The sequence below is a fragment of the Citrobacter sp. RHBSTW-00887 genome (assembly GCF_013728095.1).
In the GTDB taxonomy this organism is placed as follows: domain Bacteria; phylum Pseudomonadota; class Gammaproteobacteria; order Enterobacterales; family Enterobacteriaceae; genus Citrobacter; species Citrobacter braakii.
The window spans coordinates 1,062,082-1,088,047 of record NZ_CP056267.1 but is presented as its reverse complement, the minus strand read 5'-3'; the positions used below and the strand labels follow the sequence as shown (position 1 = coordinate 1,088,047).

Below are 25,966 nucleotides of genomic sequence, written 5' to 3'. Positions count from 1 at the left end.
ATTGCCTCGCATTTTTTTATTGTCTGGGTCTAATCATAGACCTGTGCGAGGCTGAAGGAAGCAGCTGAAAGTAGAAATATCACTCAGGCCTTTTCTGCCACGACGGCTGCGGCTCAGGCGGCAAATACTCCAGCATCGCAGGCGTCGGCGGCGGTAGACGGTTATCGGCGATATCCCTGTCCACATCGATATGACTGATTTCACCACTTTCATGATGGTGAACCGTCAGCACCCGCGCTTTGTTCAGCTCTGTCACCAGTTCCCGGGTAATACGTAAACTTTCCGCCAGCTCATGATCTTCCAGTCCGGGCCTGCGACTGCGACGTTCCACCCGAAAACGAAACTGGTTGTACTTCGCCCAACCAATCAGCACCAGTCCGTTGACCAGCGCGACAAGGATGTAAAACGTGACCGTATCCAGCGTGGTGAAAAAGGGTCGCACGCCTATATAAGGTGAGTGCGCCAGAGCGGTGATCAGCCCTTTATAGATCAAATATAAAAAGCCAACCCAGGCAAAAAGCGTTAACAGCACGTCAATGATGCGCGGCAGCAAACGCTGCTCCGTAAAGATCAGCGGCTGGCTCATGATTCGATCCTCCCAATTCCACGATCGGGACTCACCCAACGCGCCCTGCCGCGTTTGCGTTTAAGCATTACTTTCGGGAAAGCGACCAGCGTGGTGAACAGGCTTAACATCCAGTACACCACCGGGAACCAGATAATCCAGAACAACGACGCGCCAATGCCTTTTTCATAGCGCCGCTCAATCATCAGACTCACCGCAAACTGCAGCAAGCACACCACGCCGAGGATTAGCCCAGTAAAGGCAGGCGGGAACAGATGTTGTACATACAGCGAGTCCGGCATCGGGATCATCAGCCCTAACAGGAACAGCACGATACTGATCGCATAGGCAAACGCCCAGCTGGTAGAAAAACAGAACTCAAAAAACAGCGGCCACATACGGCGATATTCCCATGACCACAGGCGGCGCATATTCACGATAAACACCTCCGCACCGCCTTGCGCCCAGCGCAGTCGTTGTTTCCATAACCCTCTTAACGTTTCAGGCATCAGGATCCAGCACAGTGCGCGCGGCTCAAAAAATATCGACCAGTGGCGCAATTGCAGCTTCCAACTGATATCGATGTCTTCGGTGATCATGTCCGGGCTCCAGTAACCGACCTCGGCCAGCGCGCGACGACGAAACGCAGCAACCACGCCGGAAACGGTAAAGATCTGCCCGTAAACTCGCTGAGTACGCTTAATCAAGCCGATAATGGAAGAAAACTCCCCGACCTGCACCCGACCGATTAAGGTGGAGCGGGTTCGAATACGTGGGTTCCCGGTCACCGCACCGACGCGCGGGAACTGGATCAGCGGCGCCACAATATAGGCAACGGCATCACGGTCCAGTAACGCATCGCCATCAATACACACCAGGTAATCACTGCGCGCCGCTGCTGCCCCGGTCTTGAGCGCCAGCGCTTTGCCCTGGTTTTCAGCCAGATGAATCACCCGCAGACTGGGGTATTCCACCGCCAGTTGTTCCAACACGTCGTGGGTGTCATCCGTTGAACCATCGTTGATGGCAATCACTTCAATATTTTTATATCGCTGCGCCAGCGCGGCCTCAATGGTTTCGCGCGCATTGATCCCTTCGTTAAAACAGGGGATCAGAATGGAAACCAGCGGATTCCCCTCCAGCGTCGGTGGCGGTGTGTCATCTCCCCATTTCCAGTGACGCTCACGGTAGAACCAGAAATAGACCCCGCCGCTTATCCACAAAGCAGACATAAACAAGGGCCAGAAGAAGACGAAGTTCAACATCACTTCACCTGTAAAGATGACCGCCACGCCAAACGGCAGGCTGAACATCAGGCAAAGTATCAGGAAAGCAATTATGCGATCGGTCATTTTTGCGGGTACCAGTATGAGGAGAACGTCGAGCGAATCTCTGACATCTCAGGTTTGTCGCTGATGAAATCATCCGGGTAATAGCCGTAGTTACCTGCACCGCTTAATTTCAGCTGGCGCATCCATTCGGCTATTTGTTTTCCGCTGATTTCAGCCTCGTCCCCGGATTTACGCCAGTCTCGTGCCTGTAGTTCAAACACGGTTTTGTCCAGCGCGCCGGGCGTTTGTGCAACGGCATTCACTAATCTGTCGAGCCAGGCGTTGGCATCATTAGCCGGGATCTGCTCCATGAAAGGCATCGCCATTGGTGCCGTCCAGTCATAGGTATTGAGGAAATCATTCAGGTTCTGCGCAAACCAGGCTTCACTCTCCGGCTCCAGTACCGGCATGGCGTAAATATTGCGCGCCGTTTGCACCTGCGGACCGCGAATATTACGCACCGCCTGGGTCAGTTGTTTGGTGAAGTCGATCAGCACCTTACTTTTCAGTCGCGTCCAGCGCTCGAACGCCTGGGGATTGCTACGGATTTGCTCAATGCTTCCGGGAAGCCCTGCGGCGCGGTAGGCAGCCAATGCCTCCGGTGACGCGTCTTCAAAGTCCGTCAGGAAAGCATCGTCATGGAATAAAATCCCTTTGAAGCTGGCGTGTTTGGCCAGGTCTTCATAGATTTCAGTGATGCGCTGACGCGCTTCGCTGCTCCAGGGGGACAGACGGACATAGTTCTCGCGGTTGATCGCTGTACGTCCCGTTTTCGGATCCCAGGCGGTTACGCGTGGGATGGAAGCGTCGAGATCGAAAGCCAGAACCGGCATCCAGGCATACACCGTCACCCCTGCCCGCGTTTGTAACTGCCAGGAGATATAGTTAAAAAGGTCGGCACGCATCGGCAGCCAGCGGTTAGGGAAATAGAGCTCGCGAATATTTCCGTCACCCTGCGGATCGGCGTAGGCCTGCAGGAAGACATGAGAAATACGCATGTCATAAACGCGCTGGATAAGTTTGTCGATGTTTCGCTTCTGCTGAGCCGGGTCCTTGTCATACACGTAATCCAGATCGACATGCATCACGCGCATCGTCTGCGGTTCACGTACCTGAGCGACCTGGCTGGCAAAGCGCTTAAGAGAGGGGTTATCAGAGATTAGCACGCGCGGGATGTCATCAAGAAACGCGGCATTCGCCAACCCTTCGTTGAGCGTGAAGGCCATCTTATAGCCATGCTCTTTAGCCAGGTTTAACGTTGTGCCGTTGGCTGCCCCGTAAGGCCAGACCCACGCGCGCGGTGATTTCCCGGTCACCGATTTGATCTTGTTGGTGATGAGAGAGATATCCGCGTTTATACGGCGCGTGTACTGTTCATCCGTTTCGTAAGTGCCGGTTTTCTTATCATACAGGCGGTTCGCCACCGCCGGTTCTTTACTTCCCTGCGGGTTGGCTTGTGCACCGAAATGCGAATTCCAGGTGTGCGCACCGACTTCCACCAACGGTGATTTGCCCATCTCTTCGACCATTTTCCAGGTGGCGAATTTATCTCGCGCCGTCATTAAGCCGCCAAAATCGACTTTTTTGTTGGCGGGAGCATCAACCCAACTCCCTACCGGCGCCCAGAGCGCAGGCCAGTTATAGGCTTTCAGCAGCGGCCAGACGCGGGTATAAAAACTGCTATATCCGTCATCAAAGGTGAGTAATACCGCTTTTTCCGGCAACACGATTTTACCGTCATGGGCGTCCAGGATTTGCTGCACGCTGATCGGGTTATAGCCATTATCACGCAGCCAGGCCATTTGGTCGCTCAACGCGCTGGTGCGCACAGAAAGATAGCGTTGGTCGGCGGCACCATCCTCGACATCGTGGTAACCGAGCACCAGGAAGCTATTTTTCGGCCACGGATGATCCGCCGTCAGCGGCGTTCTCTCTGCGGGAGGAACGTAGCGAGGCGTTGTATTGTGCGCGCTACTGCACGCGGTAATCATCAACCAGCCAGCGATTAATGCGCTAAGCCACAGGCATCTTTTCAGCATGAACAATCCTTAAAACCTGACATTTAAATCGAAAGCGAGGGAGATATTCCGCTCACGTTTACCGTCGTAGGGGCGTTTATCCCAAATCAGCATCACCCCGCCATCTACGACGTTGTTCCATTTGAGCCGTTGTCCGTATCCCACCTGAACGATGGCACCAGCGTCCTGGCCTTGCTGCCAATAGCCACCTACGCCAGCCAGACCTTGCTGCGTCCACACGGTGTCATAATGGCGGTAAAGAACCTGCTCCGCGCTCAGACCAGGTACCACGGAAAAATCACTCTTCGGGTTGTAATACGGCACATTCTCTTTGGTGTTGGTGCTCCCGCCGATGCCCGGGGTAAAGTCTAGGGTGAAGCGCGGCGTTGTCCACATGCGCTCTTTTCCGCTGAGTCCGTATTCGATGCGATCGTTACCATCTGAGAAATGTGATGCGGCAAACGACAGTTGATATTCACGTCGTTCGTTTTGATACCAGCGAACAAACATATCGCCGCCGTTGGCATACACGCCGCTACGCAGCGCGCGCAGTGGCGTATTACGCGACAAGCGCTCGGCCGAACCGCCTACGCGCCAGTTGTCATTGAAGTCATGCCAGCCGGAAAGACGACCGCCAATTTTCTGACCATCGCCATAATTTCGGCCAGAGACTTCCATTTCTGCCCAGTAGTCGCGGGAAGTCCATTCCCCCCCCGCCGCCAGATCGCGGCTGATGCCTTTACCTTCCTCAAATTCGCCAGTAGCAAAGTTGAATCCAGTAAACAATCGCCAGTTGTCGTTAATTGGCGGACTGTAAATGGCAGTATTGATGTTGAAGTCATTCTTACCGCTGACCGGGCTATCGGACGAGAGCCCTTGTGTGCCGCTAATGCGCACTTCCGACATTTTGTGGACATCACGAATACGCGCGAGGCGCAGCGTCGCTTCATCATCTGGGCTACGAGCGATGACGTCATCCGTCAGTTCATCGGCCTGCCTCCATTCCTGGAGATCCAACGCAACATAAGCCTGCTGACGCTCCAGTTCCAGGTTACTTGGCTCAATCACTTCCGCCAGCTTCAGCTCTTTCTCCGCCGCATGCGGCAAGCCACGCGCTTCAAGAACGGAGGCATAAGATATGCGCAGCCCCTGGTTACCTGAACCTGTTCGCGCCAGATGCTCTGCGAGATTTTCAGCCTCAGGTAGTTCATTGGCAGCAATATAATATTGCGTCAGCATCGACTGTCCGAGCAGCCAGTTATCGTTAGGCTGTGGCGTTGGCGAACCATAGATGCGCCTCAGGTACGGACTCTCTTTGATTAGGTTTTCGGCCTGTTTTTTAGCGGCATCAAAGTTTTCATTATCGATATGCGCGTAGAACAGATCCTGTTGATCCTCAGGACCAAGCGGCGTAACGGGAATCGGTCCATTCGGGTAGTAGATGCTCATCAGCATCGCTTCGGTTTTTTCTGGCTGGCGTTCGCTTAACCATGCCGATGCTACCCAGCGTTTTGCGTAGTTTGGCACTTCGCCGCTCGCAGAAAGCGATTCGTATTCCTTAATCACTTCAGACGTTCGCTTACGAACCAGCAAAGCGCCCATGCGGTCAATTCTCGCCCGACGGACATCATTCTGCGCGGACGGCTCATCCTTCCAGGCAGCCAGCAACTGGTCATAACGGGCCAGCGCTTTATCCGCCACGATAAACCGCTCTTCTTCATTACGTGCAGACGTATAGGAGGAACGTACCATTTCGGCGGCCGCATCAAGCTCAAGGCGGCGCTTCACAGGATCTGCCGTAGGCACTACCTCCGCCATATTTAAGGCGGGCCCGGAAACACGGTTTGCTGACAGAGCAGACAGCAGCGTAGATTTTGCATTTTTGTTGCCAGGATCAACGTCATCCGCCTGGCTGGCAACCAACAGCGCGTCCCAGTTTTTTCCCTGAGAATGATATACGTAGGCAAGTAGCGCATCGGAGTCAGCCCCCGGATGTGCCTGTGCCCATTTATTCGCTTCAGTAAGGGCTTGCTGATTGTAGCGAGCATCTGCCAACGTCATTATCCAGCCGGTGCGTACGTCAACGTTGTCAGGCTCTTCCTGTAAAACGCTTTCCCATACCGCCAATGAATCATTCCAGTTTTTCTGGTTACGGTACGCACGTGCAGCGGCGACTTTGCCGCGTGCAGGCACATCCATCTGCCCACGATAGCGCTGCCAAATTTCAATAGTGGCTTTATCGTTGTTATCAACCCAACTGGAAACTTGCAGCCAGTCGGCAACCTGATTTGGCGTTAGCGCGCTTTGCTTTCCCTGATCCTCTAGATAACGCAATAACGGTGCACTATTACCACCCCGCGCTTCAATAACCAAAGCGTCATAATCTGATGTCGCTGCAGAGATTTGCATAGGGAAAAGAACGCTTGCCGTAAATAAACAGCTTAAAGACTTAAAACGTTTAATGAAGTTGGCATGTCGACGCATACTTAACATATCTGCCCTTATAACTTACATCAGAGTAAAAATAAGCGTTTTCAATATATTACAGTCGGTTACTTACGATACCCGACCATGTAAGATGCACTGCCGCTTATTTTGCAATAGGGTTATGAAGCAATTAACTCTTTCGTCTTATTGACTACCCGCGCCTAGCCCTCTAATCGTGGGAAAGCAGGCGTAAACTCGAAAATTTTATCACTCAGCGTAGTTCGTGGCTATGCGATACGAAAACTCTTAGACAAAAAAGTATTTTAGACTAAATAATCCTAATACTCTTGGGATTGAATTCTGGATTTAGATTAAGTTTGCATGACGAAACCTTGTGACGATGATAACTATTGCTAGTTGGCATAGCTACACCGCGCAACTGTTTGCATGGTAACTATTGTGTGCGGATAGAGAAAGTTCTGATAATAATGCCCCTGATAACAACAAAGATAACAATGTAAATAATATAACCTAATTTTAAGTTTCGAACAGGGTCGATAAAATGAAATTAAAGGTACAGTCATAAGCAGAACTAAGTACAGTAAAAAAAACAGTAAAAACTTAATAGAATCAAACAACTTCCTGAGCCTATCATTGCAATCTACCAAAATTGGTATTTTGGTATCCGCCATAATACGTGCGCGAAGAATTGTGCATTGCTCAACTCGCTAATGTATTTACCAACCTTGCGTATTATTGACAGTATCAACCCCACTCACTTTACCCTTACAATTTGAAAGCTTATTTACATTGGAAATAATTTATATACCCTAAATAATTCGAGTTACATGAAGGCGGCAAGTGAGTAAATCCCCAGGAGCATAGCGAACTATGTGACTGAAGTGAGCTAGCGTAGCCAACGCATATGCATCTTAAAGAATGGCGGGTATAGACGCATAATTTTTTGCACTTACCTTCCCTCCAGCCTTTGAGGTAATTTGGACAAAGATGCCAATGGGAGCTGGTCAATGAAAATCGTTAACGCTGAAAAAAAACACATCCCCGCCATACGCGATATCTACGCCCATCATGTTATTCACGGTACCGGCAGCTTTGAAACTGACCCACCGGATACCCGCGAGATGCAAGCTCGTCTGGAAAAAATCCGCAGTCTGGAACTGCCGTGGGTTGTCGCATTGCAAGAAGATAAGGTCATCGGGTATTGCTATCTCACCCGCTACCGCGAGCGTTATGCCTATCGCTATACCCTCGAAGATTCGATTTATATTGACCCGACGGCACAGCGTCAGGGGGTGGGAAAAGCGTTGCTACGCCATGTAATTGAGTGGGCTGAAACGCAGGGTTATCGGCAGTTGATCGCTATCGTCGGCGACAGCAATAATCAGGGATCGCTGAAAGTCCATCAGCAGGCCGGATTTACGAAAATAGGCACGCTGACGAACATTGGATTCAAGCATGGGCTCTGGCTTAATACGGTATTAATGCAACGCAGCCTGGGTACAGGTAACAGTACGCTACCAGCGGATTTCGATGCCGCTATTTAACATCGCTAAGGGATGACTTCAGGATACTGTCTTCTGGTAACCCTCAGACAAACAGAACCACAATCAGGTATAACGTAGCTATTATATAATTCTCCGTTTTTCAGCTCGTTAGAACGAAAAAAGCACCCGAACGTTAATGAACGGATGCTTTCTAAATCGAATAACTCAGTTTTACTTAGCGGGCGGCCCCGCCTGGTGCGCCAAAGGCATCGCGGGGCAAACATCTTTTCAGCCCGAAGATGATTCATCCCTGCGCGTGATATTTCGCCAAATCCCTCCCGACAGTCTCAGATTTTCCGGCCCGCTATTCAGGATTTGGGTTACACATTTCAGGTAATTGTCTTTCCAGCGCTCAATAAAAGAAGACTGGCTTTCGAACCTCTGCGGATCGACCATTTTCTCCAAAACAAAATGGATGCGCCCGTCTCGCCACACCGGAACACCAAATACGGTGGGTAGGTGCATTTTCCAGGCAAGTCGAGAGCAAAAGGTGGAGTAGGTAATCTGCTGGCCGAAAAAGTCGATAGTCGGCGCGCTCAAATTCAGCGCGCCGTCGATCGCCACAACAAGCGACTGCCCACTATGTAAGGTCTGTATGCAGGCCCTGACCACGTCCGCTTCGCTTTTGTCACTAACCGAAATCAACCGCTCACCGTAGCCCCCTTTGAGCACGCCAGGCGTGGAAGCCACCCATTTACTGTTCATTTCCAGCAAGGAGAGGATCATCGGCCCGGCATACATTGCGCCCATATGAGCCGATACAACAATGCAACCACGCTTATCGAGCTGCAGCCGTTGGAAAAACTGCTCGACATGCGATATATCGGCCAACCGATACATCGGTTCGTCGGCCTGCTCTCCACGGCATTCAAGCCAGTCGAGGAGATAATTATCGGCAAGATACCCCCACTTCGCCCGGCGTTCCCATTCATCGCGCTCGATACCGGACTGTCTGCCGGCAACTTCCCATGCCCAGTCAAGGCGCTCAGGCGGTAGATTAACGGCAGATATTTGCCCATCAAGCGCCAGCAGCCCCTCTTCGAATGACTGAGGCAGATGGCTTGCTCTGGCCTGAATATAGTGCTCAAAGACGCTTTCCGCTTCGCTTGTTTTCCCCGCCTGTAACAACGCCGCCGCGGCATAACGGTTCCATTTACTGGTCGCCCCTTTTTCCCTTGCCAGTTGTACAAACTCATCGCTGGCAGCAGCGTATTGCCCAACCTGGCGCAGTGCTCGGGCATACATGGCTCTGACATAAGGAAGATCAGGATGAGTCGCGAGCGACTGCTGCAGTAACGGAATGGCTTTCTCATTCTGACCCGTTCTGATTAAGGCATCGGCATACAGGGTCACGATCCGTAAATTATCAGGGTTAAAATCCAGGGCATGACGCCAATGCTCAGCGGCCTGAAGCTTCGCTTCCCGGCTGCGACCGGATTGATAGTAGGCAAGCCCCAGGCTACGACGCAGCGCCGCACCATCCAACCCACGGCCTAATGCGGACTCCCCAGTCTGAATGGCTTCCTGATATTTACCGACAGCGCACAGCGTATCAACCGCCAGCCCCGCCGACTCCTGGCTTTCTAACGCGAAGAAAGGGAGCAATGCGCGGGCCAAGTCATGATCTTCTGGTAGGCGGCTTTTATTTAAGAAACGGAGGCAGGTCTCAATCATATCTCCCCGCGGGGGAGCTTCCTGCGCCTGTGTTCTGGCCAACGAGATTGCCTGTAACTCTTTATCCACCAGCGTCAGGCTGCGCAGATGGAGGGCAAAAATTTTGCTATTGCCCGAAAAAGCGAGCCATGCCCGCTCGGCTAAGTCAGCAACAGTCGCATATTGTTTACTCTTAAGCAGCACACTTGCGACCAGCAGGACATCCTCCGGCTGGCACACATTCACCGCCAGCAGTTTGTTAACCACCTGTAGTACAGCGTCCCGATGATGTGATGCCAGCGGCGAAATAACCCAGCGTCGCAATAAATCACGGCTATTCTTTGCCGTCAGCACACGGTCTGACAACAAAGTCAGCGCGGCATCTGTTTCATCTTTACGCAAACACGCGATAGCGAAGAGAAGAATGTTTTGCTCATTTCCAGCACTATCTCGTACTTTTTCGGGATGCTGACCGAAATAGTGACATAGCCCCTCCCAATCCTCTTGTTTGAGCAGGGTGGTTGGCGATATTTTTTTACATGTAGAGTGCAAGCTCATCGTATTTCCTTACTCCGCCTTATTCACGCATCCGCCTGATGGTTATCAGGAGAGAAGTCACCAGGTACGCGATGCCCAGCAACACGAAGAACAGTAACCACTTTGTTCCATCGGCATAGCGAGTGGTGTCAGACACCACCATCGGTTGAGAAATGATCAGCAAATACCGTCTCTCACGTAGCGCTTGAAGCTTCCCTTGCTGTAAGGTCTGTAAGGCAGATTCCCAGCGTGTTTTGGCGATCTCACTCTGCAGGCGAAGATCTTCAAACAGGGACAGACTTTCTGAAGAACCTTGCGACCCTAACTTATTTGACAGGCGGTTACGTTGTTCGCCGATCTGCTTTTCCAGGACCTTGATTTTGGCCGACAGGCGAGGAATAAGGGGGTTCTGATCCAAACCATTAGCCATTAATTGCGCGTATTCCGCTTTCGCCTCCGCCAACTGCGTTTCAAAGCCAGCAATTAATTGATAAATCGCGGTCACGGTTTCCTGCGGTTCAATATCTTTTTGTATATGCTGTATTTTTAGCAATTCAAGCCGAGCGGCCCCCAGATTCTCCTGGGCCGATTTAACATCGTTTTCCAGCCATAAAATCCGTTCCTGCTGCATCCGCGCTGAAACGGTATTAACGTGCTGTTCAGCAAAAGCCAGAATGCGCTGGGCAAAAAACTCAGCCTGTTTCGCACTCCGCGCCTTGACGTTTAAACGCAGCATGCCCTGTTGAATATCGACAGCAACCGAGACTTTCGATAAATAGTAACGATAAGGATCATCATTAATACCCAGCGGTGCGTGGTAGCGGGAAAATAATGCGATATCGTCTTGCGCGAAATAAGATAAAAAACCGAGCTCTTTTTCCATCCGCTCCATCATTTCTTTCGAAAGTATAAACTCGCGAACCTGAAAGCCCTCCGACATCTCATTGCCTGCACCAAAGAAAGCTGTTCCAGAAAAATTATCCTGGCTGGCATCAGTTTGCACAATAAAGGTGGCATCCGCGCTATAAAAACGCGAAGTTAATAGCCACGACATAAGCATAATAACCAGCAGCGGCAAAGCAATATAAAGAAAGAGCCGACGTAGCGATTGTTTGGCTTGCTGAACACGCCGCTCTTTAATAACCAATGACGCTCTACGGACGGAATCAGCATCCGTCGCGGACCACCCGGCGTCTGGGCGATGATGACTTTTCGCATCGGCCGTTTTTTCCGTCTGGCGAAGGGCGCGTTCATCCTCTTTTTGTTGTAGTCGCGAGGCTCGGCTTTCTTCTGCTACCTTCGCCCTTTCCTCTTTCCATTTTTTAATACGTTCTGAATTTTCCACACTCTATCCGTATATTTTCTAATTATATATCAAAGGAATAATCATCAGTTTGAATCGTCGCCTGATTTGACTGATATTGTTCAAAAAGCGCAGATGCTTGTGCTAAATCTTCACACATCGTAATTTTTCCATGCAGCAGTACGCCAAACGCATGACAGTGTTCTTTAATAAGCCGAGGGTTGCGCGTTAGCACAATCAACCCTTTCTGTTGCAGCTCATAAGCTAGTGCCGCCTGCATACGCAACTGTGTGGCATTATCCCCGGTGTACAGCTTGTCATCGGCAATATAAAGGCGGCAGGGAAGCAGTAAATTAATGGCAAATGCCAGATGCGCTTTCATCGTGACAGAATATTCACTCACCCTGTCGGTATAGCGCCGTTCAAGCTGGGTCAATTGATAGCAGAAATGTGAAAACTCATCGCCATCCAGGCCATAAAGACTGGCCATCATGCGCGCATTCTCTTCGCCGGTTAACCCCGGCAGAACAAAAGCATTTGCCCCCAGTGGGAGCGCATCACCCCGTAGCCCAATAAAATCCCCTTCATCAGGAGCATCTATACCGCACAGCAATCGGGTTAGCGTCGTTTTGCCTGAACCAGGGGCCGCCAGAATACCGATATGCTCATGGTAATCCATGATAAAATCTGTTTTATCAAGGACCACCCGCGGGCCCTTATCAGACTCAAAATAGCGTGTACAACCTAATAAACCGAACACGAACGCGTCTCTCCTGAAGCTAAGGTCAGTGATTTTCAGTGTCACAAATCAGGTGAAAAATGATGCCCGCGAGGAATAACGTTGCGGAAAATGCCAGAGGGTAAAGAGGTTCAAGGTACAAGGAGTCATACCCCTCAAACATTCCTTCTCTGACTATCTCATTAGCATGAAGTAGAGGGTTCCAGCTGAATATGCTTAATAATGAATAGGGCAATTCATTCGCCGTATAAAAGACAGCTGAAATCAAAAACATCGGTCTTAGCACTACAGGAACGGCTTTGTAGACCAGCGGAAACCGTTCAGACAGTGCGTCACAAAAGTAACCAAACGATAACCCCAGAAGCCATGCGATAACCATCCCTTCAAAAATCAGGATCGGTTTCTGGGCTTCCCAACGGGAGAAGATAAGAAAGTTAATTAATGAAACAATAATATAAATGATAACCGCATTAACAAATTCGACTGCGGCAAGAGCAAAAATCACATGTCTTTTCTTAACCTGCGAGACAACCGCCAACGATGTAAAGAATGAACGGGTGCGCATGGTTGCGGTAATGGTATAACGAAATAACAGATACGGTAATATACCCGCAATAACAAAGCTGATATCGTCAGTGAATATTGGCACGGTGCGATTTAAATATTGAAAAGAAATAACGGTAATGGTTATCCATACCAATGGTACGGCCAGCACCATCATATAGTTTAGCAAATTACCGTTATAGCGTGTTTTGATATCGCGTGACATTAACAAAATGATTAACTCATAGACGGTAATGAGTTTCATAAAATAATAAGTATTATTTTTCAAAATATTCATATGGCGACGTTAGAAAGAATTAGAGCCGCGGATCAAAAAGCTATCGAATGCGGCTTTCACCTTAGCGAAATCAGTCAAAGAGGCGTTCGAGATATAGATAACATCGCCGTCCTCCACCCGCATGGCCTGTGCTAAAAACACCGAGTCAGGTTGGCTCATATCGACATGATAGATATTCAGCTTACGCATCTGCTGTTTCGCTTGCTCCGCTTCGTCATGCTTGTACAGAAAAACCGCCTGCGGATCGGCAAGATTGTCGTTTAATCCTTTCGCCAGCGCCAAAGCATCCACTACGCTGGAATGACGCTGAACCAGAGCATGTTTTCCCTGAACACCCGCCGCGCCGAGCACATTAACATACTCGGTCACTTGACGCAGAGTGATACGGTCATCCGGCTGTAAGACAATATCCAGCCCGGGATACTGATAAATATCTGACAGTCGCGCATTGAAATAATGCTGCTGGCGCGTCACGTGAACTTCCATCATCTCTGCGCTGGTATTTTCTACTGCCGCCGCCGTTGCCAAAAAATGACTAAGACGATTCATACTCTGTTCGAGAGGGTAGCGACCCGTTTTCCCGCTGCCCTCGACCGTCACCATGGCTCCGGTGCGGGCGGTAAGCGTCACCAGCACCTGAGGATTCAGGACAACGCGCGAAAGTCGCTTTCTGATCTCTTCAGCCAGTTGTGTCACATCCAGCCCGGTAACCGGAATGATCCCGGCATAAGGCACCTGAACGATATTACCGTCAGTCACAAGAATATTTTCAAAATCCGCCCGGTCGCCGCTCGCGTTATTGGATAAATACCCCGCCCCGCCCGAGGATAAAATAGTGATATGCAGCACATCGCCTTTAGCCAAAGAGGTCCAGTGCCAATTATTTTGGGCAAAGACCGGATCGACAATAGTTTTCGGCACAGTATCGGCATCACTCAGTTTTAATGTCGGCGTGACTTCGACCAGATGATAATGAGGATCGTCCTGATTAATCAGGCTGGATTTAAATACCGCCCTGGGAATAGTGCATCCCGAAAGCAGAAAAAACGTCGTTAATAATATAATAATTTTTTTCATAACTTATTTTATAAATGAAATAGCTGAAAAAATGCTGCCCATTAATTAACGAGGCTGAGAGGCAATGGTTTGTACAAACGTTCCCACCATATGTTCCACGGTGAAGCGTTCTTGTAAAAATGACTGCGTCTGTTGGCAAATACCGGTTCTGCTGCGCCATAAATTGACCAACTGTTCTGCATAGCGACAAGCCTGGTCAAGATTGACCGTCTGTGCATCATCAAGAATGAAACCCGAAACACCCTCAATAAAGCATTCTGCCGATCCACCTGCAGGGGTTGAAATCACCGGCACCCCGACCATTTGTGCTTCAATGAGCACATTGGGTAGCCCTTCATAACGCGAAAACAAAATGAATACGTCCATTTTTTGCAGCCAATACCCCACGTCACGCGAGACGCCAACGAATAGTATTCTCTCCAGAATCCCCAACTGTTCGGCGCGTTTCTGCGCTTCAGCGCGCAAATCACCATCGCCTACCAGCACAAAGCGTGTGGCGGGGTGGTGCTGTAAATAGCGTGCTGCAAAATCAATCCATGCAAAAGGGTTCTTATCGCCTACAAAGCGGAAAACGCCACCAATAGTCGTGTCCGCATCCTGTGTTTTTTGCGTAAACTGCTGCCAGATTTTATGTGGCACCTCAGAAGAGGGTTCGGTAGATGGCGGTAAGACGCCGTTATATACAACCTGGAAGTGCTTCGCCTCCAACTTTAGCCAGTCGGCATAATGGCGGGTCACACAATGGTTGTTACTCATAAAATCAACGCCAGGCACGACCGCCAGCGCCTGGTAGAGAGGCTCATATTCCGGCTTGAACAGACGCTTTCTCACCACCGGCGGTAAGCCACGTAATCCCAGTTGAATTCTGGGCACGCCAGCAATCAGCGCTGCAAGCGCAATCATCAGACAAGCGCCATCCTGCCAAACGGAGAGATAATCCAGCTTGCGCTCGCATAAGTGGGGGACCAGATGCTTGATACCGTAGTTACACACCGGCGGCAGATGAGAGAGCAATAAGCGCAACTCCGGAGATTCTATTGTCGTATCGTCAAAGAAGTTTCCGGTAACCTTCGCGATTTCAAGCACCTCGACCTGTTCTTCCAGCACTTCTTTCAGGAAAAAGTCTTGCCTGAGTTCCGGTGCCAGGGAGCGAATAATGAGCTCTACCGGCTCTTCTACTTTCAGGCCGCCAATTTTCCCCTGTTGCCGATATTTTCTGGCGATCTCAATAGCCAGCCTAGAAATCTGACGCTCTGCACCGCCGCTACCTAGCGAGCCTGTACAGAGCGCAAGGCGACCAAAAGATCCGACGGGAAGCTGCCGCGGCTGACGATTTCGATAGAACAAGATGGCATGCTTCATTGCAATAATACGGGTGTTGGTCCCCACAGGGATCGCTTCCCCTTCAAGGCGTTCAAGCAAATCGCAGATCTTATTTATTTTGCCTAAATAATTGTTATATTTTTTCTGCACGCCGGTGCTAACCTTTTTAAGAATTAGCTGCGCATCTTTGGCTAGCCCCGTATTATATAAACGACGCGCATACTCATAACGTGCTTCGTCATTGTTTTGTGCAATCAGCGTTTCGTAGAGAGCGTATGCACGCGCCGTTTCATTGAAATCATGAAGAAATTCTGCTTTTTTTAGCATCGCTAATGAAGTTAAAGCCTCAGCCGGTAATTCGCTGTCAATTAACGCAACAGCTTGCGCAAGCTTCTTCTCTTGTTTCAATGTTAAAAGCGTTTTCCCTAGCGCAGCTAACTTTTCTTCCTGCGTAATCATTACGACTTCCCTGATGTATTTTTTTGTAATGCGGTTATGCAGGTCGAGATCTGCCTTGTCACCGGCTCCGTTGGTCCATTCACTTTCTCCAGTCGCTGCCAATACTGCAAAGCCTGGGTGTAGTCGCGTAAATGCATTGCGTTTAATGCGGCATATTTCAAGGCATAGGCATTTTCACTATCAAAAACGAGTAATTTTTTCGCATAATCTAGATGTTCATAAGACGCGATAGTGCTACCGCCATCCTTCAGTGACTCATTAAATAATCTGATAATTTGCTTATATTCACGCATCAGGCGAGAAACATCAGGATCAATTCGTTTCAAGCTAATCAATACAGACAATGCTTCATCCAGACGCCCTTCCGTTTTCTTCTGGCGTACATATTTAAGGGCTCTGGTTGCAACATTGCGACACTCTTTCTCAAACAACTCGTTCATCGAGGCATTCTGGAATGATGGAGAAATGCTCATGACGTTAGCAATCAAATCAATGAGGAACGGAATGTCGTTAATATGACGTATACTGCGTAACATAATCGACTGCAGGCTGGTAATATTCGAATTACGAATCAAGGTCATATGGGCCAACGTGCACGCGTCTTTCCAGGCACCAAGATTCACCAGCGTTCTTGCACAATATACGGTGCTAACGGGATCGAACTCCAGAAGTGGCCACACTATTTTCGCCCCTGCCAGGATATTTTCATAATCCTCACGCTCATACATTTCTCTTAATTTCTCGCGCCATGCCATTTTAACTTCATTATTAAAGCGAGAAATACGTGCATGGGGATAAACCATAAATGCAGAGTAGCTGTAGACCAGCGAAGTACTCAGTGAGACAAAATCATCAACCGAATGTAGCGACAGCGCAGTATTGTTCCATGCCTCAAAAACGTCGTGGAGTTTATCTTTATACGAGGTGCTAAGCGCCTGATGATAGCTCATATTCTTGATGCAGAAAGCTGTGCGGATAACGAGACCGGTATCATGAATCGTCGACAATACCGTCAGCGCAAATTCTGACTCATGGCGGAGTAGCTGCTCGAGCGCATGCATGAAAATCAATTCATCACTGAATTTGATTGCCAAAGATAACGCTGTTTCCATAAACGCATCATTTAGGCGCTGCGATTGAATGCCGGCATGGAAAGCTTCGGAGAATGCGTTGCCATCATTGAAATATTGCGTGCTGCTCAGGAAATTAACCCATCCGCTTTGGGTTTCAGGATTCAATAACAGTACACGTTTCCAGTATTGATATGACTTATCAAACAGCTGTAAAGCATCGGCTGAGCCGGCGGCAACGGTAAGGACTTCTTCATCTTCAATTTCATTGGAAAGCATCATCTCGGCCGTCGATAAGGCTTCCCGCCAACGCGCTAATCCATGTAGAGACCTCAGCCGACAACGTAATGTACTGTCCGTCGTACCGATAATTTTCTCAACATCACTAATATCCTGATAAGCCTGTTCATAATAACCTAAACGGCTGAAGATTACGGACCGAAGTTGGATTAGAACGGGCTCTTGCTGCTGATTTCTTAATGCGGCAAAAAGTTGCTGTGATGCAGCAATAATGTCGCCATCGGCAAGCAGCTTAGTGATCGACAGGGTAATCTCACGTATTTGGTCCTGTTTCTCTTGTCGCCCCTCATCAAGATGATGATTAGTATTATTGATCACTCCCTTAAAAATAGCCGCAACGATCGCATCACCAAACATGTCGGTATAATGAGTAAGATCGTCGCCATTTTTTTCCAGGGCTCGTTTCTGCCCCCACTTTTCCATCAAATTTGTCGGATTAACGCAGGGAATATCCATCCTGGTGGCGATGGTCTCGACATTTTTAATCAACCGACTGCGGGACTGAATGACGGTTCCAGCACGAGTCACGGCATCAACATGGGTCATAAACATAACGCGATCGCGACCAAGCAGCTGAACGATTTCCATCATATCCTGTTCGATAGCATGCTCATCCATCTGCTCGACATTGATATTGCTTAATAAGGCACGATCGTCTTCCGACATTCCGGCAAAACAGGGATCGTCTTTGAGATAGGCCAGCAGTTTGTGTTGATTTCCTTGCGTGGCCAGCGACCAGTACACACGCGCCCGCTCTGTTTGGCTAAAAAACTCATAGAAATGACGAGTTAAATAATTTATTTGTAAGCAGAACCCATAGGCCATAATCTTCTTCTGACTTGAAATCTCAACGATATAGAAATCAGAACGACTATGAACGTCGGTATTTGAATAATTTACGGCAGGTCTAAAAATAAAAGGCCGGACCTTTTCAGGAATATCTATCAAGCCTAAAATAAAACGAACCTGCTGTAATGCCTCGCTGCTCGTATGCGTAAAACCATATATCCTTTTAAAATTAGCCTTGAAATTAAAATAAGGCTGAGCTCGTTTTACCGGACTCACAATACGGCAACTACCAATGGCTGTAAGCGTAAACATCCCTGACGATTTCATTAAATTCATCCACGTGAAAGGAAAGTGAGTAGTTTTACTCAGGAATACAAAGCAGTCTTTTTATCGATATACCATTTTAGAGTCTGCTTAAGTCCTTCTTTGATATCAAACTCAGGCTCATATGAAAGAAATGTTTTTATTTTGGTAATATCTGCCTGACTATGCTTAACGTCACCGTCACGAAAATCTTTATAAATTGGTTCAGCACTAATATGTTCGTCCCGCCATAAATTCAACCCATCGCGGATGAGATAATAAAGCTCATTTAGCGAAGTTCTGTCTCCAACAGCCACATTATAGACTTTATTTTTTGAGACTAAATCATTAGTCGTTGCTGATAATAAATTGGCCTGAATCACATTTTCTATATAGCAAAAATCCCGGCTTGTTGAACCATCGCCATTGATATAAATTGGTTCATCTTTAAGAAGCGATAGTATCCAGCGAGGAATGACTGCAGAGTATGCTCCGTTAGGGTTTTGGCGACGGCCAAATACATTAAAGTAGCGTAGGCCAATAGTGTTAAAATCATAGCTGCGAGCAAACACCTCGGCGTACAATTCATTGACGTATTTTGTAACCGCATACGGGCTTAATGGCCGGCCGATCCGTTCCTCAATTTTAGGCAAATCGGGATGGTCACCATAAGTACTACTGCTTGCGGCATAGGTGAAACCAGATACATGTGCATCTCTCGCCGCCGTCAACATATTTAAAAAACCATCAATGTTAGCGCTATTTGTCGTGATAGGATCCTGCAAGGAACGTGGTACGCTTCCCAGAGCGGCCTGATGTAAAACGTAATCGACATTCTCACAAACAGCCTGACAATCGGCAAACGACCGGATATCCCCATGAACAAAGGTAAACCGCGACCATTGTTCTTCACTGACAGCGGCACGCACATCCTCTAAATTATGTTGATAGCCAGTTGAAAAGTTATCCAACCCAATTACTGTTTGATTTAAATAGAGTAGTTCTTCTAATAATCCAGAGCCGATAAAACCTGCTACGCCAGTAATAAGCCAACGTTTTGGTTCAAGAACGAGTTGTATTTTTAATTCATCATAGGCTGTCATGATTATAACCTCACATCTGACTGCTCAGGCGAAAGGATATACTTCAAATCATAAAGCACATGTTTATCTTTTCCAAAGCCACGAATATCAGTACTCCCCATCTTCTTAAACTGCTCATGGCCAACGGCAACAATAATGGCATCATAAGAAGCCGCCTTGATTTCCGATACAGGTATAATCCCGTATTCCTCTTCGACTTCCTCAGCATCCACCCAAGGGTCAAAAATATCAACATTACAGCTGTAATTGCCCAACTCTTTTACAACATCGATAATGCGGGTATTCCTGATATCCGGGCAGTTTTCTTTAAAGGTGAAACCCAGAATCAGAACGTTAGAACCCTCAACATTAATCCCTTTTTTGATCATGGCTTTGATCAACTGTCCCGAAACATAGTTACCCATATTATCGTTCAGTCGACGACCCGCGAGGATAATTTCCGGATAGTAACCGATGCCCTGAGATTTATGAGTCAGATAATAGGGATCGACGCCAATGCAGTGACCACCAACCAGTCCAGGACGGAATGGCAGGAAGTTCCATTTACTTCCCGCTGCTCGCAGTACGGCTTCAGTGTCAATCTCTAATCGGTTAAAGATAATCGCCAATTCATTTACCAGCGCGATATTGAGATCGCGTTGGGTATTTTCAATCACCTTTGCCGCTTCCGCGATCTTAATGCTTTCCGTTTTGTACGTTCCTGCCGTGATGATCTGTCGATAGATCTCATCAACCAGACAGGCCGTTTCTGCAGTTGAACCTGAGGTAATTTTCTTGATAGTTGTCAGACGATATTTTTTATCGCCGGGATTGATGCGCTCTGGGCTATATCCGACAAAGAAGTCTTTGTTAAATGTCATCGCTGACATACGCTCAAGGATCGGCACGCATTCTTCTTCAGTACACCCTGGATATACCGTAGATTCATACACCACGATATCCCCCGACCTCAGTACTTTGCCAACAGTTTCACTTGCCATAATCAAAGGGGTGAGATCTGGTTGCTTATAATCGTTGATCGGCGTCGGGACGGTAATGATGTAAAAATTGCATTCTCTGATCTCATCAATTGATGAGGTAAACGTCAGATGGCGAGCATCACGTAGCTCTTCTTCTGTGGTTTCGAGATTGACATCGATCCCTTCTTTTAGCTCGAGTATACGTTTATGATTAACATCAAAACCAACCACCTGACGAATTTTCCCAAATTCAGCAGCCAATGGTAAGCCAACATACCCGAGTCCAATAATGGCAATTTTTACATCATCTTTGCTGATCATTACTGATAAGTCCCTTATTTAATAATTATTAACTTTAAATAAATCCCAGATGTTTTCTGGAACGCTACCGCCCCTGACGTTCTTAGCCAGCGTATCTATTCTTATCGAAATCACGACAGTTTCTAGTCTAAGCAAGGCTAGAAATTTTATATTTCCTAATTTTAGTTAAATGGAGGTCGTATGCAGTATCCGTTCTAAAACAACAATTAAAGATCGGATCTTTAATTGTAATTCTTAATGAGAAAACGCATAGCATTTTATTCTGGCAATAGAAGATATCGAGGGTCTCGCACGCCGAATTTAAGGGCGATCTCTTTTCTCCAACGATACAATGTTGACGGCGAGTTCATAAATCTATCCTGAAGCTCCTCCATACCGCTTTCGGTTAAGAAGTACTTCATCTTCATGATATCTTTGTTGCTAATCTTAAAGTTACATTCCCTTCGCCCTGCCGTTATCTTGTCACCATTTCGTCGATATAGGCTTATTTTCTTAATCATCTCCGACACAGATGTTGAGGTATCGAAAACAGCAATAACATTTTTGATATTATCCAACCAAAAAAGAGCCAAAGGCATCAACCGTGAGCTGGAAATGATGATTATGATTTTATTGATATTTTTATTCCGTGAGAAAAAAACCAAGGTGCTACGTAAGCTATATTGATTAAGATTCACGAATAAATAATTTCTTTCGTTTGTAATCAGTGACATTTCATCAATAACACTAGCGGCACCACCCCCAAAGTAAATATCATTAGGTGGCCAGAAATGTTGATACTTCATGAAGCCTCCATAACCTCAAAAAACTCTATTTCATCCATGGAAAGGTAAGTATGTACTTTTAAGCACACCGACCCTCTAAAAAATACCTAACAATCGAGTAATTGATTTTATTAATATTGCTAAATACATGAGATGAACTTTTACACAACAAGGATGTGATATCAACCCCTCGCCATTCATAGCTAAAAACTATCAATCACTCATTCTTAGATTTGAATTACTAATGGATACCGGCATTTCAATACGATTATTGGTTGTATTATTAGCACCACCTGTGAAACCGCACTTTCATCTTTTATTCAAAATGAGAAAATTCTCAAAACAAAATGAAACATTTTCTTACAAATTACCAGCATACATACTGTGGTTAAAGGTAGCCTGACTGAATTGTCACCCATATCTCTACCTTTAAATTCTTAGCTATACCGTGTGAGATTTTAATCAGTACAACTGAAGTCTATCTAACTATATTTGCTATATTTTTCAACAACAATGCCAGAATATACACAAGGCTAACGAGCCCCCCGGCATAGCAAGCATTCAAAATGGTACAAAGTACTAAACTAACTCGTATATTTTTGTGTATCTACATAATTTCGTGACAGGATAATGAGAACAAAACTAGTCGCCTCGTGGAATTATCACTAATAATAAAACTCCTGAAGATATTTTTAACAAAATAGATGTCCACCATTTTTATCCAGGTAAAATCATACCAAGTCTAAACCATTTAAAACCTGTTACTGCCGATTAGAGAAAATTGACCTACAAAAAGAATACATTACTTATTTATGAAGAATGACCAATCTTATATCGTGTTCAAAAAAGATAACTATTGAATTATAATCTAACAATTAACTACGTGACCTATATTAGCGTTGATATATTTTCAGACAGACAATCAAACATACTCCTTAAAATTTCTTAAATAAATTCAATTGATTGATAGTTGATTTTTTGTACCACGGGAGAAATGCGATATTTAAGACACCAGTATCGCGAATTGAAAGGATTAACCAGCATATACAAAGCTCTACTATCCGAGAGCGTCAAAGATTTCTCTTTGGCCCCTGTGGATAGTTAGTTTCATATGAGGTATCTGAGGTATCTGAGGTATCTCCCGCCAGGGGAGCCTATCGTCTCCCACAATCGCTTTAGCCTGCATAGTCGTGCATTGAGTCCGTATGACCGTTAAACAAAGAAACACATTGAGATTACGAAGAATAATTGAATCAGGAGAGTCTGTGAGAAGTAAGTCGTGGAGCGGGCGAAGGGAATCGAACCCTCGTATAGAGCTTGGGAAGCTCTCGTTCTACCATTGAACTACGCCCGCATTGGAGTGCGTAAGGGATTATAAACCTTACGCTCTTCTTGGCAAGGGACTAACTGACTGACTGGCGATTAATTCACCGTCAGCATTTTGGCTTACTGCCCTTTGGTGGCAAATAACGAAGCGGATCGATAGCCGTCGCCCGATAGCGGATCTGGAAATGCAGCCGCACCGTGGTCGCATCCGAGCTGCCCATCGTCGCGATCTTCTGCCCGGCTTTCACGTTTTGACCGTTGTTCACCAACATGGTGTCATTATGCGCATACGCAGTGATGTAGTCCTCACTGTGCTTAATCATAATGAGATTACCGTAACCCCGTAGCTGATTACCGACATAAACCACCTTCCCGGCTCCGGCGGCATAAATCGGCGTACCGCGCGCAGCTGAGATATCAATGCCTTTATTGCCGCCGTCCGCGGTTGAATAAGGCAGAATCACTTTACCGCTGGCAGGCCACTGCCAGCAGCGCTGCCCTACCGGAGGCCAGGAGGATTGCGGTACGGACGAAGATGGTCTGACCGCTGCCGTTTTGGTTGAGGATTTCGTCGTTGTTTTGCCAGAGCCTGAACTGGTTTTCGCGCCGCCGCTGACCTTCAGCTTTTGCCCCACTTCAATGGTATAGGGCGGTGAAATATTATTCAGGCGTGCAAGCTCTTTTACGCTAGTCCCGGTGGCGCGCGAAATACGGTATAGCGTATCTCCCCGCTTCACGGTATACACGGAGCCGGAATAACTTCCTGTATCAGACGACTTGCTCCCGGAACAGCCTGCTAACAGCAGACCGACACACAGCAGCATCGCGATACTCAGGCCATTTTTCTTCAGGCGTCCTGCACTCAAAACAATACCTCGCAACATTTTCAGACGCTTTATCATAGCAGCCAGAAACCGGATGCCAAATCATATCGCGCAACGAAGCGTCGACTCTGGCATTTCACACCCTCTGTTAATCATTCTGACTTAATACAGCATATAATGTGAATGCTTAAGATTGATGGTGGACGCTATGCGACAGGAACATGTCATTTTATTGAATGAGCAGGGCCAGCCCTGTGGGGCACTGGAAAAGTATGCGGCGCATACCGCCACAACCCCCCTGCACTCTGCTTTCTCATGCTGGATATTTAACGAGCAGGGTCAACTGCTGGTCACCCGCCGTTCGCTGCACAAAAAAGCCTGGCCAGGCGTCTGGACCAACTCTGTCTGCGGTCACCCGCAGTTGGGTGAAACCACCGAAGCCGCTATTATCCGCCGGGCTTGCTTCGAACTGGGTGCAGACATCGACTCGCTCAGCCCCGTGTATGCTGATTTTCGTTATTGCGCCACGGATCCGAGTGGAATAGTGGAAAACGAAGTATGCCCGGTTTATGCCGCACATATCGTCAGTGAGCTACAGCTAAACCCAGATGAAGTGATGGATTCCCAGTGGAGCAATCTTGAGGATGTTTTAAGCGGGATTGACGCGACGCCGTGGGCTTTTAGCCCGTGGATGGTAATGCAGGTTTCAGATGTTAAGGCGCGAGAGTTACTGCGCAAGTTTGCCAACGGGAATTGATTGCCTAACGGGGCTACGCCCATCAAGCCTACATAACGCATCGTAGGCCTGATAAGGCATCAGCCGCCATCCGGCATTTCACATCTTACTTAACCGGGCGCATTGCCGGGAACAGGATTACGTCGCGGATAGTATGGCTGTTTGTGAACAGCATAACCATACGGTCGATACCAATGCCCAGGCCCGCAGTCGGCGGCAGACCGTGTTCCAGAGCGGTAACATAGTCTTCGTCGTAGAACATCGCTTCGTCGTCACCTGCATCTTTGGCGTTAACCTGATCCTGGAAACGCTGCGCCTGATCTTCTGCATCGTTCAGCTCGCTGAAGCCGTTACCGATTTCACGTCCGCCAATGAAGAATTCGAAGCGATCGGTGATTTCCGGATTTTCATCATTACGACGCGCCAGCGGAGAAACTTCTGCCGGGTACTCGGTAATGAAGGTCGGTTGAATCAGGTGCGCTTCTGCAACTTCTTCAAAGATTTCGGTCACGATACGGCCCAGACCCCAGCTCTTCTCAACTTTGATGCCGATAGATTCCGCAATCGCTTTTGCAGAATCGAAGTTATCCAGATCGGCCATGTTGGTTTCCGGACGGTATTTCTGAATCGCTTCGCGCATCGTCAGTTTTTCGAACGGCTTACCAAAGTCAAAGATTTCTTCGCCGTAAGGCACTTCAGTCGTTCCCAGAACGTTCTGCGCCAGTGTACGGAACAGCGATTCGGTCAGTTCGATCAGATCTTTGTAGTCCGCATAAGCCATGTAGAGTTCCATCATAGTGAACTCTGGATTATGGCGAACAGAGATGCCTTCGTTACGGAAGTTACGGTTAATTTCGAATACGCGTTCGAAGCCGCCAACCACCAGGCGCTTGAGGTACAGTTCCGGTGCGATACGCAGGTACATGTCCAGATCCAGCGCGTTATGATGGGTGATAAACGGACGCGCTGCCGCCCCGCCAGGGATCACCTGCATCATCGGGGTTTCTACTTCCATAAAGCCACGACCAACCATGAACTGACGGATACCAGCCATAATCTGTGAACGCACTTTAAAGGTATTGCGGGATTCATCGTTAGAGATGAGGTCCAGGTAGCGTTGACGATAGCGCGCTTCCTGATCCTGCAGACCGTGGAATTTATCCGGCAATGGGCGCAACGCTTTCGTCAGCAGACGCAGCTCGGTGCAGTGGATAGACAGCTCACCGGTCTTGGTCTTGAACAACTTACCTTTCGCGCCGAGGATATCGCCCAGATCCCATTTTTTGAACTGCTCGTTGTAGACGCCTTCCGGCAGATCGTCGCGAGCAACGTACAGCTGAATGCGGCCGCCAACATCCTGCAGCGTAACGAATGATGCTTTACCCATAATACGGCGGGTCATCATACGGCCAGCAACGGAAACCTCAATGTTCAGCGCTTCCAGCTCTTCGTTTTCTTTTGCATCGAAGTCAGCATGCAGTTGGTCTGAGGTATGATCGCGACGGAAATCGTTCGGGAAGGGGATCCCCTGCTCGCGCAGGCTCGCCAGCTTCTCACGGCGCGTTTTCAGTTCATTGTTAAGGTCGGCTACCGCGTCAGCGCCCTGTACGTGTTGTTCAGACATGTTGGTTCC

At 48.0% G+C, this 25,966-nt stretch carries 18 protein-coding genes and 1 tRNA gene; 2 read left to right on the top strand and 17 right to left on the bottom strand.

Going from position 1 to position 25,966, the window contains the following annotated elements:
- Positions 1-79: 79 nt before the first annotated feature.
- Genes pgaD through pgaA form a run of 4 tightly spaced genes read right to left on the bottom strand, consistent with a single transcriptional unit; the run spans position 80 to position 6,407 of the window.
- Positions 80-586 carry a poly-beta-1,6-N-acetyl-D-glucosamine biosynthesis protein PgaD gene (gene pgaD, locus HV314_RS05220; RefSeq protein ID WP_049041934.1) on the bottom strand — a complete coding sequence of 169 codons (507 nt, stop codon included), beginning with the start codon at positions 584-586 and terminating at the stop codon, positions 80-82.
- Positions 583-1,917, bottom strand: coding sequence for a poly-beta-1,6-N-acetyl-D-glucosamine synthase (pgaC, locus tag HV314_RS05215; protein ID WP_075847468.1), 1,335 nt, complete (start codon positions 1,915-1,917; stop codon positions 583-585). The genes pgaD and pgaC overlap by 4 nt, the downstream gene beginning before the upstream one ends.
- Entirely contained in the window at positions 1,914-3,935 is a 2,022-nt protein-coding gene (gene pgaB / locus HV314_RS05210; RefSeq protein ID WP_016157399.1) for a poly-beta-1,6-N-acetyl-D-glucosamine N-deacetylase PgaB, read from the bottom strand. The genes pgaC and pgaB overlap by 4 nt, the downstream gene beginning before the upstream one ends.
- A 9-nt stretch (positions 3,936-3,944) precedes the next feature.
- Positions 3,945-6,407 (bottom strand): poly-beta-1,6 N-acetyl-D-glucosamine export porin PgaA, encoded by a 2,463-nt coding sequence (gene pgaA, locus HV314_RS05205; protein ID WP_181547488.1) that lies wholly within the window; start codon positions 6,405-6,407, stop codon positions 3,945-3,947.
- A 962-nt stretch (positions 6,408-7,369) separates the two neighbouring features.
- Here pgaA and HV314_RS05200 point away from each other — a divergent pair.
- The gene (locus tag HV314_RS05200; RefSeq protein WP_181547487.1) at positions 7,370-7,906 is read left to right on the top strand and encodes a GNAT family N-acetyltransferase; all 537 of its coding nucleotides are present in this window, start codon (positions 7,370-7,372) and stop codon (positions 7,904-7,906) included.
- Positions 7,907-8,134: 228 nt separating this feature from the next.
- On the opposite strand, the gene vexE is transcribed toward HV314_RS05200, so the two are convergent.
- The 12 genes from vexE to actS form a co-directional block, all read right to left on the bottom strand.
- Complete coding sequence (gene vexE / locus HV314_RS05195; RefSeq protein WP_181547486.1) at positions 8,135-10,117, bottom strand: Vi polysaccharide transport protein VexE; 1,983 nt, start codon at positions 10,115-10,117, stop codon at positions 8,135-8,137.
- A gap of 19 nt (positions 10,118-10,136) precedes the next feature.
- On the bottom strand, positions 10,137-11,441 hold the full coding sequence (gene vexD, locus HV314_RS05190; RefSeq protein WP_115190269.1) for a Vi polysaccharide ABC transporter inner membrane protein VexD: 1,305 nt from the start codon (positions 11,439-11,441) through the stop codon (positions 10,137-10,139).
- Between the two features lie 22 nt (positions 11,442-11,463).
- The gene (gene vexC, locus HV314_RS05185) at positions 11,464-12,159 is read right to left on the bottom strand and encodes a Vi polysaccharide ABC transporter ATP-binding protein VexC (RefSeq protein WP_181547485.1); all 696 of its coding nucleotides are present in this window, start codon (positions 12,157-12,159) and stop codon (positions 11,464-11,466) included.
- Between the two features lie 25 nt (positions 12,160-12,184).
- Positions 12,185-12,979, bottom strand: coding sequence for a Vi polysaccharide ABC transporter inner membrane protein VexB (gene vexB / locus HV314_RS05180; RefSeq protein ID WP_181547484.1), 795 nt, complete (start codon positions 12,977-12,979; stop codon positions 12,185-12,187).
- A gap of 9 nt (positions 12,980-12,988) precedes the next feature.
- Positions 12,989-14,056, bottom strand: a complete 1,068-nt coding sequence (gene vexA, locus HV314_RS05175) for a Vi polysaccharide ABC transporter protein VexA (RefSeq protein WP_016157405.1) — start codon at positions 14,054-14,056, stop codon at positions 12,989-12,991.
- Between the two features lie 45 nt (positions 14,057-14,101).
- Positions 14,102-15,838, bottom strand: coding sequence for a Vi polysaccharide biosynthesis glycosyltransferase TviE (gene tviE, locus HV314_RS05170; RefSeq protein ID WP_181547483.1), 1,737 nt, complete (start codon positions 15,836-15,838; stop codon positions 14,102-14,104).
- Entirely contained in the window at positions 15,838-18,333 is a 2,496-nt protein-coding gene (gene tviD / locus HV314_RS05165; RefSeq protein WP_181547482.1) for a Vi polysaccharide biosynthesis protein TviD, read from the bottom strand. Before tviD ends, tviE begins: the two co-directional genes overlap by 1 nt.
- Before the next feature lie 29 nt (positions 18,334-18,362).
- The gene (gene tviC, locus HV314_RS05160; RefSeq protein ID WP_181547481.1) at positions 18,363-19,403 is read right to left on the bottom strand and encodes a Vi polysaccharide biosynthesis UDP-N-acetylglucosaminuronic acid C-4 epimerase TviC; all 1,041 of its coding nucleotides are present in this window, start codon (positions 19,401-19,403) and stop codon (positions 18,363-18,365) included.
- Positions 19,404-19,405: 2 nt separating this feature from the next.
- Positions 19,406-20,683 (bottom strand): Vi polysaccharide biosynthesis UDP-N-acetylglucosamine C-6 dehydrogenase TviB, encoded by a 1,278-nt coding sequence (gene tviB / locus HV314_RS05155; RefSeq protein ID WP_181547480.1) that lies wholly within the window; start codon positions 20,681-20,683, stop codon positions 19,406-19,408.
- Between the two features lie 257 nt (positions 20,684-20,940).
- Entirely contained in the window at positions 20,941-21,468 is a 528-nt protein-coding gene (locus tag HV314_RS05150) for a Vi polysaccharide biosynthesis protein TviA (protein ID WP_047499323.1), read from the bottom strand.
- A 1,259-nt stretch (positions 21,469-22,727) separates the two neighbouring features.
- Positions 22,728-22,801, bottom strand: a tRNA-Gly gene (locus tag HV314_RS05145).
- A gap of 79 nt (positions 22,802-22,880) precedes the next feature.
- Positions 22,881-23,639 (bottom strand): amidase activator ActS, encoded by a 759-nt coding sequence (gene actS, locus HV314_RS05140; protein WP_046274955.1) that lies wholly within the window; start codon positions 23,637-23,639, stop codon positions 22,881-22,883.
- Between the two features lie 166 nt (positions 23,640-23,805).
- Here actS and idi point away from each other — a divergent pair, with 166 nt between their 5' ends.
- Entirely contained in the window at positions 23,806-24,354 is a 549-nt protein-coding gene (gene idi, locus HV314_RS05135) for an isopentenyl-diphosphate Delta-isomerase (protein WP_181547479.1), read from the top strand.
- Between the two features lie 85 nt (positions 24,355-24,439).
- Here idi and lysS read toward each other — a convergent pair whose 3' ends face one another.
- A complete protein-coding gene (lysS, locus tag HV314_RS05130; RefSeq protein ID WP_181547478.1) occupies positions 24,440-25,957 on the bottom strand; it encodes a lysine--tRNA ligase in 1,518 nt (505 codons plus the stop codon).
- Between the last annotated feature and the right edge of the window lie 9 nt (positions 25,958-25,966).

Coding starts and splice junctions, on each gene's coding strand:
- pgaD (WP_049041934.1), bottom strand. CDS start 586: ATGAGCCAGCCGCTGATCTTTACGGAGCAGCGTTTGCTGCCGCGCATC.
- pgaC (WP_075847468.1), bottom strand. CDS start 1,917: ATGACCGATCGCATAATTGCTTTCCTGATACTTTGCCTGATGTTCAGC.
- pgaB (WP_016157399.1), bottom strand. CDS start 3,935: ATGCTGAAAAGATGCCTGTGGCTTAGCGCATTAATCGCTGGCTGGTTG.
- pgaA (WP_181547488.1), bottom strand. CDS start 6,407: ATGTTAAGTATGCGTCGACATGCCAACTTCATTAAACGTTTTAAGTCT.
- HV314_RS05200 (WP_181547487.1), top strand. CDS start 7,370: ATGAAAATCGTTAACGCTGAAAAAAAACACATCCCCGCCATACGCGAT.
- vexE (WP_181547486.1), bottom strand. CDS start 10,117: ATGAGCTTGCACTCTACATGTAAAAAAATATCGCCAACCACCCTGCTC.
- vexB (WP_181547484.1), bottom strand. CDS start 12,979: ATGAATATTTTGAAAAATAATACTTATTATTTTATGAAACTCATTACC.
- vexA (WP_016157405.1), bottom strand. CDS start 14,056: ATGAAAAAAATTATTATATTATTAACGACGTTTTTTCTGCTTTCGGGA.
- tviE (WP_181547483.1), bottom strand. CDS start 15,838: ATGATTACGCAGGAAGAAAAGTTAGCTGCGCTAGGGAAAACGCTTTTA.
- tviD (WP_181547482.1), bottom strand. CDS start 18,333: ATGAATTTAATGAAATCGTCAGGGATGTTTACGCTTACAGCCATTGGT.
- tviC (WP_181547481.1), bottom strand. CDS start 19,403: ATGACAGCCTATGATGAATTAAAAATACAACTCGTTCTTGAACCAAAA.
- tviB (WP_181547480.1), bottom strand. CDS start 20,683: ATGATCAGCAAAGATGATGTAAAAATTGCCATTATTGGACTCGGGTAT.
- HV314_RS05150 (WP_047499323.1), bottom strand. CDS start 21,468: ATGAAGTATCAACATTTCTGGCCACCTAATGATATTTACTTTGGGGGT.
- idi (WP_181547479.1), top strand. CDS start 23,806: ATGCGACAGGAACATGTCATTTTATTGAATGAGCAGGGCCAGCCCTGT.
- lysS (WP_181547478.1), bottom strand. CDS start 25,957: ATGTCTGAACAACACGTACAGGGCGCTGACGCGGTAGCCGACCTTAAC.